Raw genomic sequence first — 16,138 nt, forward strand, 5'->3', positions numbered from 1 at the left:
TAAAACTCATTGCTTTAACTTTTTATTACAAGCACTTACATGTGGAAATCTACCCCCTCAGCTACCCCAAGGCGTCAATGGTCTGAACTGCTACACTTGCCCACAATGGACGCCATTCTCACTGACGAGGCCCTCCCATGACTTTTATCAATAATCTCTCCATGCGAGGCAAGCTGATTACTTTGGTGCTGCCTGCGCTGCTGGTCATTGTATTTTTCGCGGTCCAGAGCATCTCCCGTAATATGGATGACCTGGACAGCATGCAACAGCTCAATACCTTGGTTCGGCTGGCTGAGCTTGGGGATCCGCTGGTTGAGGAATTGCAGAAAGAACGGGGCCGTTCGGCCGTGTTTATTTCCAGCGCCCCGGATTCTGACGGCGAACGCGAGGCAGCCCGCAATCTTCAATCCCAGAGACAAAATACCGACAGGAACCTGAGCGCCTACCAGAACGGAATCAAGGCACTGACTGAAGAAGCCCGCTTTGACAGCAGCATTCAGGCAAGCGTCGACAAATTCCAGCGGGACATTGGCAATCTAATCAGCCTGCGCAGGGATATTGATAACCGGGTGTTGTCTGGTGCCGAATCCGGCGCCCGCTACACCAGCCTGATCATGGAAATCCTTAACCGTATTCCGTTGCTGGTGCGCCGGGCATCTGAGCCCGAGCTGGCCCGGCAGATCAATGCCTACCTTGCCCTTGCCGAAGCTGCCGAAATGGCAGGCCGTGAACGGGCTGCAGGGGCGTCACTGGTGCGCAGCGGCAACTTCGACGTGCCTGCAGTTGGACAAATAGCGGCACTGTCAGGGCGTCAGCAAGCGTATTTCCAGACCGCAATCACCATGCTGAGCGCCGATTCGGATATCCGTGGTCGGATTGAGTCATTTCCCGAAACCGCCGAGCACCGAAAAATGCTGGATCAGCGAGATATGCTTCTGAGCAGCCCTTCCGGTATGTACGGCCTGGAAGCCAGTGACTGGTTTTCAGCCTCTACCAACCGCATCCAGGCCATTAACGGCATCCGCACTGATATGCTCTCACAGGTTAAAGCACTGGGCACCGCTGGCGTGACTGCCGCCAGAAGCAATCTGATCTGGGCATCGGCCATTGCCGCGACGTCAATCGTTCTGGTGGTTCTGTTAATGACCGTGATTATTCGAGCCATTCATCAGCAGGTGAATCAGCTGCTGGAAGGTGTTCGAAACGCCATGGACAACAAGGACCTGTCGCAGGCGATTCCGGTCTCCAGCAAGGACGAGACTGGCACCATAGCCGAGGCAATCAATGAACTGTTTGGCCGTTTTAGCGAGGCCTTGCTGCAAATCGACAAGGCAAGCGTACAGCTGGCCACAGCCACCGAGGAAACCAGCTCAACCGCGGGCCAGAATTCCTCACAGATCAAGAACCAGCAACAACAGATTGAGCAAGTGGCCGCTGCCACCGAAGAAATGTCGGCAACCTCAGAGGAGATTTCTCACAACACCCAGCAGGTGGCGGACGCCTCCAGTCGGGCTATGGAGAAAAGCCAGACCGGCGAGAAGGTGCTGCACACCAGTGTCTCCCAGATCCGGGAACTGGCGAAGTCAGTACAGGACGTCAACCAGGTTATCGAAGAACTGGAACAACGCAGCACGACCATCAGCGATGTGGTTGATGTTATCCGGAAAGTTGCCGACCAGACCAATCTGCTGGCGTTGAATGCAGCGATCGAAGCCGCCCGGGCGGGCGAGCACGGACGAGGCTTTGCGGTAGTGGCGGATGAGGTTCGCACACTGGCGCAGCAAACCCATGAATCCACTACCCAGATCGAAGATATCATCAACGGCTTCAAGACCATCACCGACAACGCCAGCCGTTCAATTATCACCAGCCACAAACTGGCCGACCAGACCAGCGCGCAAGCCTCGGAGATGGAACAGACCTTTGCTGACATTCTGATGGACGTGAATAGCATTTCCGATATGGCGACCCAGATTGCCACTGCGTCGGAACAGCAGGTTGCGGTCACGCGCGAACTGGCGGGTAATATGGAATCTGTAAGCGAAGCTGCCCTCCTGACCCTGACCGGCTCCCAGGAAATCACCGAGGTCACCCAGGAACAGGCGCGGCTGGCCCGACAGCTACAGGATCTGGCCAATGAGTTCAAAGTGGCCTGATCAGAAAACCCTCCACGACAACGCAAGAGGGCTGCCATGTGGCAGCCCTCTTGCGTTTGTGCTCATTGTTCTCCAGTCAGATAATTCTGGAGAACCGCTGGCTCGCCCCTTCCTTGCGGTACAGATCGAAGATCTGGCAAATGGCCCGGATCAGTAGGCGACCGGCTGGCTGAACCTGCAGCAAAGAACCGCAATCCGCAATCAGCTCATCCTGGATCATCGGCTTCAGGCGGTTCATTTCATCCGCGAAATAGCGGTCAAAATCTTCATTCCACTGTTCGGCAAACTGCTTGCGGTCCAGTCGGAACTGGCAGATCAGCTGGCCGATCACCCAGCGTCGGATGCGGTCGTCGCGGGTCAGGCCCACGCCACGAATAATCGCCAGTTGGCCAGCATCGATGGACGCCTCCCAGGACGGCAGGTCGTGGTTGTTCTGGAAGTAGGCATCGTCGGTCTGGCCAATGGCTGATACACCCAGGGACACCAGGTCACAATCCGAGTGAGTGGTGTACCCCTGGAAGTTCCGATGCAGGCGGCCTTCGCGCTGGGCTACCGCCAGGCTGTCGTCCGGCTTGGCGAAGTGGTCCATGCCGATGTATTCGTAACCAGCTTCCAGCAAACGGTTGATGGTGTTGTGCAGAATCGTCAGTTTCTGCTGCGGACTGGGCAGTGTATCGGCCTGAATCCGTGTTTGCGGATAGAAACGGTCCGGCAGATGCGCGTAACTGAACACCGAAAGCCGGTCCGGCGACATCTCGATCACCGATTCCAGGGTTTCGGCAAAGCTTTCCGGAGTCTGGTACGGCAGGCCGTAGATCAGATCCAGGTTGATGGAGCGGAAGCCGATGCGGCGCGCTTCGTTCAATACCGACTCAGTCATGTCCCGGGGCTGGATACGGTTCACCGCCTTCTGCACTTCCGGATTCACATCCTGTACGCCCAGGCTGATACGGTTGAAACCCAGCTCCCAGAGGGTGGACAGAGTATCTTCGTCCACTTCCCGGGGATCGATTTCGACACTGTAGTCCCGATCGTCGCCGGACTGCAGGTTAAACAACTCACCGTAACCGGCCATCAGGTGTTGCATCACATCTCTGGGCAGGAAGGTAGGTGTACCACCACCCCAGTGCAGTTGCTTGACCGGGCGGTCGGCACCGAACAGTTTCGACTGGATGGCCGCTTCTTTCAGTACCCGCTCCACATAGGGCATGGCCTTGTCGCGCTTCTTGGTGATCACCTTGTTGCAGGCGCAGTAGTAGCAAAGGTGCGCACAGAACGGCAGGTGAGTATACAGCGAGATGGGCCCGCCAGCGGCCTTGCTGCGGCCAGCCGCCTTGACCATGTCTTCAATGGAATAGTTCGGGGTGAACTCCACCGCTGTTGGATAGGATGTGTAGCGAGGTCCGCTCAGATCATAACGGCGGATGAGCGCCTCATCCCAGATGAAAGCGGGCAGATTGTTTGCTGCAGCGGTATCAGAAGCCATAGTAAAACTCTAACGTCGAATAGGATCGGCATGCCGGAAAGCGGGCATTATGCCTGACCGGCGGCCGGCACGATTTGATGCGAATCAGCTGAGTGTACCAGCATACCCAATGAACCACCCTTGCGCCCATGGCGTATTCTGCCTACCTCTAAAGGATAAACTCAGCCGGAGCCCGTCATGGCCAATCTCATCCTGATCCTGGGTGATCAGCTCAGCCACCGTCTCTCTGCCCTTGAGGGCGCAGACAAGGACAACGACCTGGTCGTGATGGCCGAGGTCCACAGTGAAGCCAGCTACACCAACCATCACAAGAAGAAGCTGGTGTTCATTTTCAGTGCCATGCGGCACTTTGCCGATGCACTGGCGGAGGATGGCTGGCGGGTTCACTATCAGCGCTATCACCCGGACAATCCGGCACAGTCTATTGAACAGGTAATAGCGGAGCTGGTGCGGGAATGCCAACCGGAGCGAGTCATTACGACAGAATGTGGTGAGTGGCGTTTACACGAACAGATCAGCCGCTGGCACAAAACACTGAGCATCCCAGTGGAAATCCGGCCAGATACCCGCTTCGTCTGCAATATTGACGAGTTCGCCCGCTGGGCCGAAGGCCGAAAGCAGCTGCGCATGGAATTCTTCTATCGAGAGATGCGCAAGAAAACGGGTTTGCTGATGACCTCCGAAGGCCAGCCCGAAGGTGGCCAGTGGAACTTCGACACCGACAACCGAAAGAAATGGGCCGGCAAGCCTCCCGCCCCGGCCCCGTTCCGCGAGGAACCGGATGCCATCACCACCGAAGTGATCAAGCTGGTAAACGAATACTTTTCAGAGCATTTCGGCACCACGGAAAATTTCCACTACGCCGTTACCGCCGAACAGGCGCAGGGAGCGCTTGCTCACTTTATCGACTTCGCCCTGCCCTGCTTCGGCGACTACCAGGATGCCATGTCAGACAACGAAGACTGGCTATTCCATTCCATCCTGTCCCCCTATCTCAACACCGGCTTGCTGGATCCCATGGAGGTGTGTGAAGAAGCGGTACGGGCCTGGCACGCCGGCCGGGCGCCGCTGAATGCTGTGGAAGGCTTTGTCCGCCAGATCATCGGCTGGCGGGAATTCGTGCGCGGCATCTATTGGCTACTGATGCCCGGTTACGACCGGGAAAACCGTTTGGGCAACAGCCGTGAGCTGCCCTGGTTCTACTGGACCGGCGATACAAAGATGCGCTGCATGCACAAGGCCATCAACGCCACGGCCCGCAACGCCTATGCCCACCACATCCAGCGACTGATGATCACCGGTAACTTTGCCCTCCTGGCCGGGGTGAAACCGGAAGCCATCTGTGACTGGTACCTGGCGGTGTATATCGACGCCTTCGACTGGGTGGAGCTGCCCAACACCCTGGGCATGGTAATGCACGCCGATGGTGGCTACCTGGGCTCCAAGCCTTACGCCGCCAGCGGCAAATACATCCAGCGCATGTCTGACCACTGCCAGAACTGCCACTACCGGGTGCAGGACGCTACCGGAGACCGCGCCTGCCCGTTCAACAGCCTGTACTGGCACTTCATTGACCGGCACCGCGAGGATTTTGCCAACAATCCACGAATGACCATGATGTACCGGAACTGGGACAAGCAGAAGCCAGAGCGGCGGGAAGCCTTGCGGGCAAGGGCAGACTGGGTTCTGGCCAATATCGAAACACTGTGATCCGACTACGCCAAATGAGGTACGGAAAAGCGGGATTATGACTGCTATGCTCATACCATTGTCAGCAATCTGGACGCTTGAGTGCGCACATGGATGCCCGCAGCCTGATTATCGGATTGAGCCTTGTTATGGCCTCATTGAGCGTGAGGGCAGACCACCATGGCTTCAGCCTGTATACCTTTCTGGCACCGCCTTACCAGTATGCGGAACCCCAGATTCCGGTGGTTACCGGTGAAACCACGGAAACCATCCGCTGCGCCCTGAACAAGTCCGGATTTCAGGCCAGGATCAGTCTGATGCCGCAAAGCCGGGCCCGTTACTCGCTGGAACGCAACCTGGTGGACGGCTACTATGCCGTCGGGTCATCCGAGGAACTGGACCAATCCGCCGTTCGCTCGCACCCGGTCGCCCTGGAAAAATGGCACTGGTTCTTTACCGCCGAAGCCAAACCGGACCCCGGCACTGCAAGAATTGGCGTGGTCGGTGGCAGCAATGAAGCCATCTGGCTGGAAGACAATGATCTGAAACCGTTTATCACGGTTACAGGGGCTGAGCAGCTTCCAGCGCTTCTGGTACGAAAGCGGATTGATCTCGCTCTGATGGATCAGCGTGCCATGAACTACCTGCAAGACCAGAAATCCGGGGTAGATTGGTCACTGAATTCTGATTTTGTTCGGTATGCGCCTTTGCACCTGTATGTGAGCTCTCGCTTTTCTGCGAACCACCCTCGCTTCCTGTCCGGATTTAACGCACACCTTGCCGACTGTGCCATGCCCAGTATGCAATTGTCCGAACAGGAAGCGTCCGAGGTTCAGAGGCTGGCGCAAGCACTGATGGCTGATCTCTCTGGCAACATCAATCTGACCAATGCCATCTACCAGGGGCCGACCTATGACAACCTGACCGATATCCTGACCAAGGACACGCTCTGGCAAGCGCTGGCACCCCACCATCCGACACCGCTGGCTGGCGAAATACTTGAACTGCCGGCTTCCCGGGCAATGACAGCCTGGCAGGCCAGGCACACACCACTCGTTACCGAGGTCCTGCTGACCGACAAAACCGGGGCGCTGGTCGCCATGAGCCGCCTGTCCTCAGACTACTGGCAGGGCGACGAGCCCAAGGTTCAGGAAATCGCCCTTGAAACCGACCGAGGCGTTGAGAGAAAGCGCGACATGTGGATTTCGCCGATTCGCTACGATGCCTCCACCGCCCGTTTCCAGGTGATGGTCAGCTTTCCGGTGCCGCTGAATAAACCCAACAACGGACTCGAAGGCGTGCTCGTACTCGGGCTCGACATCGAACACGCTCTTCACAACCCCCCCGCCCCCGGCTCGGCAGAATAACCAACATCTTCCAGAGTCAGGGCGGCCCGACTTCGCAGGCCAGCACCAGGGCCCAGAACTCAGAGAAATCGTTAACCACTACATCCGGTTTGTCCGGGTGTTTGTGAGTACCGGGAAAAATCCGGTTCAGCCACGGCAAATCCCACTGGGCGCCGTTGAAGAACACCGCGGTCATACCGGCCCGTTTGGCCGCAATGATGTCAGTGGTAGAGTCGCCCACGTACCACACACTGGGGTCCGGTGGGTAATCCAGCTTCTGCACTGCCAGCAGCAATTGATCCGGGTGGGGTTTGCGCAGCGGGGTATCATCACCACACACGTTAACGTCAAACAGGTGTGTCCAGCCGGTATCTTCGACCGCCGCCAGTTCGTGCTCGAAAAACTCCCGGTCGCGGTTGGTGATCACGCCCACCAGGATACCCAGCTTGCGCAGCCCTTCCAGCATTTCCCGCACCCTGGGCTCGAAGGCTTTCACGGTGCCGTAGTGATTCCGGTAATGATGATTAAAGGCTTTGTGGGCAATCTGCTTGGCGTCCTGATCCTCACCGAACAGCACTTCAAAAATATCGGTGCGGGAGATTTTTCGATCAGCCTTTACCTTGGGATGCAGTTTGGCGAACTCTCGCACGTATGCCACCAGGCGGGCATCTTCCGGGGTTTTGCTGTCTTCCGGCGCCACCATCCGGTCCATCAACCCCAGCTTGTGGAAATCCGGCAGCATGTCATCCACCGCGTGGTACATGGCATCAAGGGTATCCACCAGAGTAGCGTGCCAGTCGAACAGGATCACCGCCGGACGAATCAGTTTCACCACCGCCGGGTGCCAGTCAGGCTCGATGCGGGGCTCCGGCCGCTCTGGCGCCGGGAAAGGTTTCGGGCGCACCTCTGCCGGGCTGGCGACAAACGCTTCGGAATGTTCACGTTCCAGCAGGGCGAGTAAATCCATCAGATCTTCAAAGCTGTCGAGAACAGCGGTCGGGGCGTCTCGCTTGGTGAACCAGCTGCTGATCCGGTCCTGCTCCCAGCAGGCACCGTTGTAGAACACTCCAGCCACACCGGCATGGTGGGCGGTAAGCATGTCCACATAACTGTCCCCGATGTACCAGGCGTGTTCATCCGTTTGGATCGACAGCTTTTCAAGCGCTTTGAGGATAACCTCCGGATCCGGCTTGTATTCAGTGACGTCATCAGCACACACGGTGGCATCGAACAAATGCAGCCAGCGGCCTTCGTCGACAATCTGCAACTCCCTGTCCAGGAACTCCCGGTTGCGGTTGGTGCACACCGCCAGCTTGATGCCCAGGGCTTTCAGGGCCGACAGATACTCATAAGCGCCCGGCTGAAACGGTTTCACCTGGCCGAAGTACTTCCGGTAGGCCTGGTTGTAGGCTTTATGGGCGACCAGCTTGGCAGCCTTGTTCTCACCAAAGATGGCGTTGAAAATATCCGTTCGGGAGACCCGGCGCTCAGCCAGAATCCGCGGGTGCAATCGGCGGTAGATGCGAATGTAACGCACCAGCCGGGCATCGTCTTCGGTGCGGCACTGGTCTTCAGGCAGCAACTGTTCCACGAGGCCCAGCTCTTCCAGTTGCGGTAACATCTCCTCCATGGCGCTGAACATGGCATCATGGGTATCCACCAAGGTACCGTGCCAGTCGAAGATCAGGACCGAGGGTGGCAGGATATTGTCGTCGAATCGGGACATGGCAAAACCTCTGGAAGCTCAGTCACGTATATCCACACACCTCTTTCAGTTAAACCCATAAACCGCCCATGCACAAAAAACCGCACTTACCTGAGAAAATCTGCCCGGCCTGCCACCGCCCTTTCACCTGGCGCAAGAAGTGGGCAAAGGACTGGGACCAGGTGAAATACTGCAGTGAGCGTTGCCGGCGCAACCGGGGGCCGCACTGATGGCAGTCGTGGTCTGGTTCAAACGGGATTTACGGGTGGAGGATCACGGCCCACTTTACGCCGCTGTGCAATCGGGGCAGCCGGTGGTGCCCTTGTACGTGGTGGAGCCGGAATACTGGCAGCAACCGGACACCTCCCGCCGGCAGTGGCAGTTCGTTGCGGAGTCTCTCGAATCCTTGCGCAAGCAGTTAAAACGCCTGGGCAGTGATCTGCTGATTGCTCACGGGGAGGTCATCAGAACCCTGGATGACCTGAAACAGCAGTACGGCATCACACAGGTGTTCTGCCATCAGGAAACCGGCGGGGACTGGACCTTTCAGCGGGATAAAGCGGTGATTGCCTGGTGCCAGAGCCAGCAGATTGAGTTCCGCGAATGGCAGGGCTTTGGTGTCGTTCGGCGACTGGTCAACCGGGACGACTGGGACCAGCACTGGAACCGGATCATCAAAAGCACACGCTTGCCTGCACCTGAGGCGATCCATTCACCGGACACCTCGGGCTGGCCACAGAGCTTACCCGTACCCACTAAGCTTAACGGGGGCCCGTGCCCGGATCGTCAGGCCGGCGGCAGCGAGCGGGCCATTGCCCTGCTGGATTCGTTTCTGGAACGGCGATGCGTGAGTTATCAATACAACATGTCGTCGCCGCTTACCGCACCTCGCGCCTGCTCACGGCTCAGCCCTCACCTGGCCTGGGGCACCATCAGCCTGCGGGATGTCTATCAGCAGTCAAAAGAGACCGGAGACCACCGCAACACTTTGCCCCGCAAGAAGAAAAGCCTCACCAGCTTTCGCTCAAGGCTGCACTGGCATTGCCACTTCATCCAGAAGCTGGAGGATGAACCGGAACTGGAATTCCGTGCCATGCATCGGGAACTGGAGCACCTGAAAACCGGACCAAACAACAGCGAGCGACTGCATCGCTGGCAGGAGGGCCAGACCGGCTGGCCGCTGGTGGATGCCTGCATGCGCAGCCTGGAGCACACCGGTTGGATCAACTTCCGCATGCGGGCCATGCTGATGGCGGTGGCCAGTTATCAGCTTTGGCTTCACTGGCGGGACCCGGCACTGCACCTGGCTCGACTGTTTACCGATTTCGAGCCCGGCATTCACTATCCCCAGGCCCAGATGCAATCGGGGCTCACCGGCATCAACGCCCTGCGCATATACAACCCGGTGTTGCAAAGCCAGAAACTGGATCCGGAAGGTGAGTTCATCCGTCGCTGGATACCGGAGCTGGCCGGCGTCCCGGCGGAAATGATCCACACTCCTTGGCTGATGACGCCGGCCCAGAAACAGCGCTTTGGTGGCAATACCTATATTTCACCGGTCTGTGATCATGAGCAGGCAGCACGGGTGGCTCGCAAGGCGGTCGGGGAGTTCAGGAAGCAGCAAGTGAGCCAGACAGAGACGGACCGGGTTCTCAACCGTCATGGCAGTCGAAAGGGGCCGACACAGAACCGGCCCAGGACTGGCAGCCAGGACTCTGAACCGGCATCACAGCTCCCTCTTTTCTGATCCCAATGGACAAGGGCCTTCCTCGCTCTCGACAGGTCCGTCGCTCTCGTTTTTCTCCATACTGGGAAGCACCAGCACCGCACAAGGGGCATTGACCGACACATACTCCACCGTTGCCTTGCGCAACGGCCAGTGGCTGCCACCGCCACGGGAGACCAGAATCATCAGGTCTGCACACAGCTGGCCGGCCAGTGCCACCAGTTTCTCACCGGCCGAACCGGCCACCACGTGCAGGATCGCCTCCCGGTTCAGGGGCAGGTATTTCCGGGCCAGCAGATCCAGGTGGTGCCGCACCTGTTCTTCTTTGTCTTCCGGTGCTTCTTCGGTGACGTGAGGAAAGAAACCGCTGCCACCCGGGTTGAAGACACTGGCCAGGTGCAACTCGCCCCCCTCCTCCAGAAGATTCAGGGCCGCTTCCAGTGCACGCTTGCCCTCCCCGTCGTCTTTCGGATCAATCGCGATCAGCAGCTTCCGGTACATAACCTTTCTCCTGTTTGGGTTCAGAATCGGCTTCCACTTCCGGGAAGGCGCGGCCTCGCACCAGCTCATCCACACTGTAGCCGCGATAATCGGCGTGCAGAGCACGATAGAGGGACACCGCCATAAACACCAGCAGAATACAGAACGGTAAACCAAGTGAAGTGATCACGTTCTGCAGAGCATCCAGCCCGCCGGCAAGCAACAGAGTGGCCGCAATTACCCCCTGGGCCGCCGCCCAGAAAATCCGTTGGCGAATCAGCGAAGGCTGCTCGTCCCTGCGTGTCAGCATATCAATCACCAGGGAGGCGGAGTCCGATGACGTGGTAAAGAAAATGACAATAATGACCACACTCAGAGCAGAAGCCGCCTCCGCCAGTGGAAAAACATCAAGAAATGCAAAGATGGCCACCGACGGATCCCTCTGCACCTGATCTGCCAGTGCCACCAGGCCATTCATCTCAACGTTGATGGCAGAGAGACCAAAGATGCCGAACCACACCAGCGTAAACGCGGTTGGCGCAAACAGTACGCCGGCTACGAACTCCCGAATGGTTCGCCCACGGGAAATCCGGGCAATGAAAATACCCACATAGGGCGCCCAGGAAATCGTCCAGGCCCAGTAGAACAACGTCCAGTTGCGTTGCCAGTCCGACTCGCGAAAGGTTTCTGTCCAGAACGCCAGCCAGGGCAAGGCATCAAAATAATCACCCACGCTCTGAACCATACCTTCGGCAATAAACACGGTAGGGCCCACCGCAAATACAAACAGCAGCAAGACAATCGCCAGCAGAATATTCACCTGGGACAGCCGCCGAACTCCTTTGTCCAGGCCTAGCGCTACCGAGGTCGCTGCAATGCTGGCAATAACCGTGATCAGCAGAACCTGAACCCAGCCCGCGGAAGGAACACCGAACAGGTAATTCAGTCCACTGTTCAGCTGCAACGTGCCCAGCCCGAGCGACGTCGCCACCCCGAACAGCGTGCCCAACACCGCGATAACGTCCACCGCCCAGCCCCATGGACCAAAGGTGCGCTCACCAAGAATCGGGTAGAACAGGCTGCTGATACGCATGGGAAGGCTGTGGCGATAGGAGAAATAGCCAATGGCCAGCCCCGGCATGGCAAAGATGGTCCAGGTGTGAAGGCCGAAATGATAGAGGGCAATGGTCATGGCGTCGGTAGCGGCCTGCTCGGTGCCGCCCTGCACACCATCGAATGGCGGATTGGCAAAGTGGGACACCGGCTCAGCCACCCCCCAGAACATGAGGATAGTGCCAATACCGGCAGCAAACAGCATGGTGAACCAGGTGAGATTCGAGTAGTCCGGCCGACTGTCATCCGCCCCAAGGCGAATGCTGCCGTAGCGACTGAGCGCCAGACCAAGAAGAAAAATCAGAAGCGAAGACACCGCCAGGATATAGAACCAGCCCAGGTTACGGGCCACCCATCCGGTCAACTGCCCGAAACTGCTGGCCACAGCCTGGTCAAAAGGAATCGCCAAAGCCACAAACAGCGCGGCAATAGCAGCTGAGCTAAAGAACACTCCGGGTATTGTCTGCAAGCCCAGTCGGTGTTGCAGGCGCTCCAGCACAGTCGCCTCCTCATTCCATGAAACCACCGCGCCACTGTACCATAGTGACAGTATCGTCTTCGGGCTGAGACTTGACCGATGTCAGGCATTCAAGGGAATACATCATGAAAATTGGAGAGTTGTCCCGGCAGGCCGGTGTTCCGGTAGAAACTATCCGTTATTTTGAAAAAATCGGGCTGATGGCCAAGCCAGAGCGCGGCGATAACGGATATCGCTATTATCGTCAGGAACACCTCGACCGCCTCCTGTTCATCCGGCGCTGCCGCAATCTGGACATGGCGCAGGACGAGATTCGTGAACTCATCCGGCTGGCTGAAAAACCCACTGCCGATTGCTCAGACGTCAATGCTCTGCTGGCTCGACACCTGTCACATGTGCGGGCCAGGCTCAACGAACTGAAAAGCCTGGAACAGATGCTGGTCAACCTACAGAACGCCTGTTCAGACCCGCGGACCATCCGGGAATGTGGGATTCTGGGCGGGCTCAGCGACGAATTGGCCACCCTCCCGGAACCCACCGCATCGGATAACCATGTACCAGGCACTCATGGATCAGGCCATCATGATTAGCAGGTGTTGACCCTGTAGCAACTACAGGGTTTTTAATGGAGACACTTAAACATTGGAGGTCTCTATGGCGTGTTCCTGTTCTGCACCTGAACCCAAAACTCCCGCTCCGGGGTTCCGAAAAGCGCTTTGGCTGGCGCTGTGGATGAATCTGGTGATGTTTCTGGTGGAAGGCTTCGCCAGCCTGCAATCCGGGTCCGTTTCCCTGATGGCCGATGCCATCGATTTCTTTGGCGACAGCGCCAACTATCTGCTTTCTCTGAGCGTTCTGGGAATGGGGATGCTCTGGCGCGGGCGGGCGGCGATGGTAAAAGGTCTGACCATGGCCGTGTTCGGACTGGTGGTCTGGGGCCGGGCCGTCTGGGTACTGCAAAGCGGCATCACGCCCGAACCACTGACCATGGGCATGGTGGGGCTGCTGGCGCTTGCCGCCAATGTCTTTGTTGCCGTGATGCTGTTCCGGTTCCGGGACGGTGACTCAGACATGCGCTCGGTCTGGCTTTGCAGCCGCAACGACGCTATCGGCAATATGGCCGTTATGGCCGCCGCACTGGGCGTGTTCGGCACCGGCAGTGCCTGGCCAGATCTGATCGTCGCAGCCATCATGGGTACGCTGGCCGTCACCGCCGGAGTTAGCGTGGTTCGCCATGCCCGCGCCGATATCAACGACGCGAAGCGTGACGCACAATTGCAGGTCAGCGAGACCTGAGTCTCTCAGAAAGGCTGGAAATCCGATAGACGGTAGGAGAATTCATCGTCTGCGATGAATGGGCTACCGTCCACTTCCAGCCGTACCGGGAACCCATAGCGTTGATCGTACTCAGCGACCAGGGTTTCTGCACTGTGCCGGGCTTTATCAATAACACCCAACAAACCATCAATGGTCAGGCGCCTGGGGTCCAGAATATCCGGATGGTTGATCGGCTGTTCCAAACCTTCAACATCGATCACCGTTCCCTCGCGCACAGTAACTCGCATGGGCTGGAGCAGGTCGGGAGGGCAGAAACAGGTTTGCCACACCGTAACCTCGTAACTGTCGATACCATGGGCTTGCCAAACGGCCTGAGCCTGTTGAAAATCCAGCACCGGGGTATTGTCTTTGCCGGCGCCGGCGCAACCCGCCGCCAGCAATGACACCACCAGCACCAGGCCTGTGCAGGTTATCTGACGTTCCACCACCGCCTCCTTCTGACGATCACGGCCGTCAGAGCAACCAGCAACCACCCCGCGCCCAGGCCGCCACCGCCACCGGATGAATCGCCACCCTGGTCTTCGTCGGTCGAGGTTTCCTCGAGCTCCGGCATGATTGCCGGAACCGTCTCACTGCTGGCAAACTGACCACCGTTGATAGCAACCAGTCGGTATTCGTAGGTATAACCCGCCACCGGTGTCTCATCGACATAGCTCTCGGTACCGTAAGGAACCGTTGCCAGCAACTGCCACGGGGTATATTCAGTTCCTGTACGGCGGCGTTCAATCCGATATCCGGTCTGAGGACCAGCATTCTCGGTCCAGGCCAGCAGCACACGGCCCGCCTCGGCCACAGCGGTCAGCCCCTCGGGAGCAACAGGGGCGTTGTTCCAGCTTATGCTCGCTGAATTGCCGGGCAATGAACGCACGCCCTCCAGCACGGCCACCACGCGATAGGCATACTCACCAGTCGCGATCAAAGACGCATCGCGGTACTGATTCGTGCCCGCAGACAAGGTCACAGACAGGTCGGAATAGGCGGTCTCGCCAGGGGCCATGCGTTGCACAACATAGCCAGCTTCTGTGGTCTCGCTTGGTTGCCATTGCAGAAACGCACTCCGGGCCTCCGGTGTCACCACTAGGTCACCAGGTGCCGCAACCGCGGTGGGCGCCACCTCAAAACGGCTTTCCAGCGTATTGTTGGCCGGCTGCAAATCCAGTACTTCACCACTCAAGCTGATCAGGGAGACCCGTTGATTCAGGGTCAGATTGGCTTCGGTGCCTGAATATGCCTGAATCGCGAGCTGGTGTCCCTGAGCATCGGGGATAAGATCGGAACAGCTATAGGACCGGGATGAGATCTCGCAAGGCACACTGTCAACGGTGACCATCTCCAGCCGGGTGTCTTTGCCCGACAGTTCGCCCGTCACTTCCAGCCAGTCTGCATTTTCAGAAGCGCTCTGATAGCCAATATCAAAAAAGGCCTGGAACTGGCTCTGTCCCGGTACCCTCTCAGGATTTGTTGTTACTGCCGTGAGCATGGTATCGGCCGGAAAATTGAAGCACTGTTCCAGCGCCGGTTGCTGGTTAATGGTATTAATCAGGTTGGTTTCAGAACACGACGAAAACCGGGTCGCATCCGGATTTGCCCAGGGGCTCATGATGAATCCGGTCGAACAGCTGTTCTGCTGCTCATCATGATTGGCACCGAAATTATGACCGAGCTCATGGGCAACGACGACGGCGGTCAGCACGTTGGAGTCAAACGCATTGGTGACGCCGGTACCGTAACCGTTGCCATCACACAGAGTGCCCACCCAGGCCAGCCCGGCCGTGCTTCCATCAAAATCCCTTCCGCTCACCAGATGCAACAGGGCGCGCCGATTCTGCTGAAACGGAAGATTACCGCCGGCCACCTGTGTCTGCACATCATCCAGCAGATCATTCGCTGAAGTGGATGTAGTGAAGGTATTCGTCTTCAGGAAAGTAAGACTCAGGGTGTCCAGGCCAATACCAAACTGCTCGAAATAGAACCCTTCCACCAGATTCAGAATACTGACGGCCCGGTCCTGGAAATCATCGGGGAAACGTTGCTGGAATTCGAGATCGAACACCACCTCCAGCTCCAGCAGCAGGCAGGCTCCTTCTACCCGGCTGTCGCAGAGGCTGTCGTAGCTCGCAGACACCGCCTGCGCCATCATTGGCGTAAGAACACGATCAGGAGCAATAACGGCACTGCTGTGTACATGGTCAACACCGCAGCTGGGAGCGACATCAAACCCAAAGCTCTTAGTGACCAACTGCTGACTGTCCTGCCGGCCACCAATCACATGCATACGCCCAAACAGGTAGGCCATACCTTCCCAGCCATTCTGCAGGCGAGACACCCTTACCCAGCTGTCCGGGTCGACCGCCACCTTACCCTGGAAGTGGCGGCCCGAGGCGAGTGCCTGGTGCGCCCCCAGGGCTGAGACCAGCCGATTGTTGGCTTGCAGCTCAACTTCGTAATCCTGGCCATCTATCCACAACTCCAGTGACTCCGAAGCACTGGCATGAATTGAAAACAACAACAGCCAGACATGAACCAGTATCGGGAAAAGGTACAGCAAACGTCTCACGGGCGAATCCTTTTCTGTTAAGGCAATTGGAATTCGCGCAAACTAATAGGCTTGGCAGGGCGAG

The 16,138-nt window shown here is 57.8% G+C and carries 13 protein-coding genes; 7 read left to right on the plus strand and 6 right to left on the minus strand.

Translation table 11 applies throughout. The features are described 5' to 3' along the window. The first annotated feature begins 137 nt into the window (after positions 1-137). Positions 138-2,156, plus strand: a complete 2,019-nt coding sequence (locus tag ACSSVV_RS03720; RefSeq protein ID WP_454105587.1) for a methyl-accepting chemotaxis protein — start codon at positions 138-140, stop codon at positions 2,154-2,156. A gap of 76 nt (positions 2,157-2,232) precedes the next feature. On the opposite strand, the gene hemN is transcribed toward ACSSVV_RS03720, so the two are convergent. Beyond that, the gene (gene hemN / locus ACSSVV_RS03725; protein WP_014422464.1) at positions 2,233-3,642 is read right to left on the minus strand and encodes an oxygen-independent coproporphyrinogen III oxidase; all 1,410 of its coding nucleotides are present in this window, start codon (positions 3,640-3,642) and stop codon (positions 2,233-2,235) included. Between the two features lie 177 nt (positions 3,643-3,819). On the opposite strand from hemN, the gene ACSSVV_RS03730 reads away from it, so the two are divergent. Beyond that, positions 3,820-5,352 carry a cryptochrome/photolyase family protein gene (locus tag ACSSVV_RS03730; protein WP_454105588.1) on the plus strand — a complete coding sequence of 511 codons (1,533 nt, stop codon included), beginning with the start codon at positions 3,820-3,822 and terminating at the stop codon, positions 5,350-5,352. 89 nt (positions 5,353-5,441) lie between these two features. Then, positions 5,442-6,698 carry a hypothetical protein gene (locus ACSSVV_RS03735; RefSeq protein WP_454105589.1) on the plus strand — a complete coding sequence of 419 codons (1,257 nt, stop codon included), beginning with the start codon at positions 5,442-5,444 and terminating at the stop codon, positions 6,696-6,698. Between the two features lie 16 nt (positions 6,699-6,714). On the opposite strand, the gene ACSSVV_RS03740 is transcribed toward ACSSVV_RS03735, so the two are convergent. Continuing rightward, positions 6,715-8,403, minus strand: coding sequence for an HAD family hydrolase (locus ACSSVV_RS03740; protein WP_022990842.1), 1,689 nt, complete (start codon positions 8,401-8,403; stop codon positions 6,715-6,717). Between the two features lie 68 nt (positions 8,404-8,471). Between ACSSVV_RS03740 and ACSSVV_RS03745 the strand changes: the two genes are divergently transcribed. Then, complete coding sequence (locus tag ACSSVV_RS03745; RefSeq protein WP_011786546.1) at positions 8,472-8,612, plus strand: DUF2256 domain-containing protein; 141 nt, start codon at positions 8,472-8,474, stop codon at positions 8,610-8,612. Continuing rightward, positions 8,612-10,129, plus strand: a complete 1,518-nt coding sequence (locus tag ACSSVV_RS03750; RefSeq protein ID WP_454105590.1) for an FAD-binding domain-containing protein — start codon at positions 8,612-8,614, stop codon at positions 10,127-10,129. Before ACSSVV_RS03745 ends, ACSSVV_RS03750 begins: the two co-directional genes overlap by 1 nt. Here the strand turns inward: ACSSVV_RS03750 and ACSSVV_RS03755 are convergent. After that, positions 10,109-10,609 carry a universal stress protein gene (locus ACSSVV_RS03755; RefSeq protein WP_050999024.1) on the minus strand — a complete coding sequence of 167 codons (501 nt, stop codon included), beginning with the start codon at positions 10,607-10,609 and terminating at the stop codon, positions 10,109-10,111. The two genes, ACSSVV_RS03750 and ACSSVV_RS03755, sit on opposite strands and share 21 nt — an antisense overlap. Continuing rightward, the gene (locus ACSSVV_RS03760) at positions 10,581-12,200 is read right to left on the minus strand and encodes a BCCT family transporter (protein WP_222196732.1); all 1,620 of its coding nucleotides are present in this window, start codon (positions 12,198-12,200) and stop codon (positions 10,581-10,583) included. Before ACSSVV_RS03760 ends, ACSSVV_RS03755 begins: the two co-directional genes overlap by 29 nt. Before the next feature lie 104 nt (positions 12,201-12,304). On the opposite strand from ACSSVV_RS03760, the gene cadR reads away from it, so the two are divergent. Both cadR and ACSSVV_RS03770 read left to right on the plus strand, forming a co-directional pair. Continuing rightward, on the plus strand, positions 12,305-12,769 hold the full coding sequence (gene cadR / locus ACSSVV_RS03765) for a Cd(II)/Pb(II)-responsive transcriptional regulator (RefSeq protein ID WP_454105591.1): 465 nt from the start codon (positions 12,305-12,307) through the stop codon (positions 12,767-12,769). 64 nt (positions 12,770-12,833) lie between these two features. Next, positions 12,834-13,475 carry a cation transporter gene (locus ACSSVV_RS03770; RefSeq protein ID WP_454105592.1) on the plus strand — a complete coding sequence of 214 codons (642 nt, stop codon included), beginning with the start codon at positions 12,834-12,836 and terminating at the stop codon, positions 13,473-13,475. 5 nt (positions 13,476-13,480) lie between these two features. Here ACSSVV_RS03770 and ACSSVV_RS03775 read toward each other — a convergent pair whose 3' ends face one another. Both ACSSVV_RS03775 and ACSSVV_RS03780 read right to left on the minus strand, forming a co-directional pair. Then, positions 13,481-13,942: a DUF6174 domain-containing protein gene (locus ACSSVV_RS03775; protein WP_011786552.1), complete on the minus strand. Its 462-nt coding sequence runs from the start codon at positions 13,940-13,942 to the stop codon at positions 13,481-13,483. Further along, positions 13,927-16,074 carry a M12 family metallo-peptidase gene (locus ACSSVV_RS03780; protein ID WP_454105593.1) on the minus strand — a complete coding sequence of 716 codons (2,148 nt, stop codon included), beginning with the start codon at positions 16,072-16,074 and terminating at the stop codon, positions 13,927-13,929. The genes ACSSVV_RS03775 and ACSSVV_RS03780 overlap by 16 nt, the downstream gene beginning before the upstream one ends. Positions 16,075-16,138: the final 64 nt, after the last annotated feature.

It is taken from the genome of Marinobacter sp. MBR-105 (assembly GCF_053628895.1).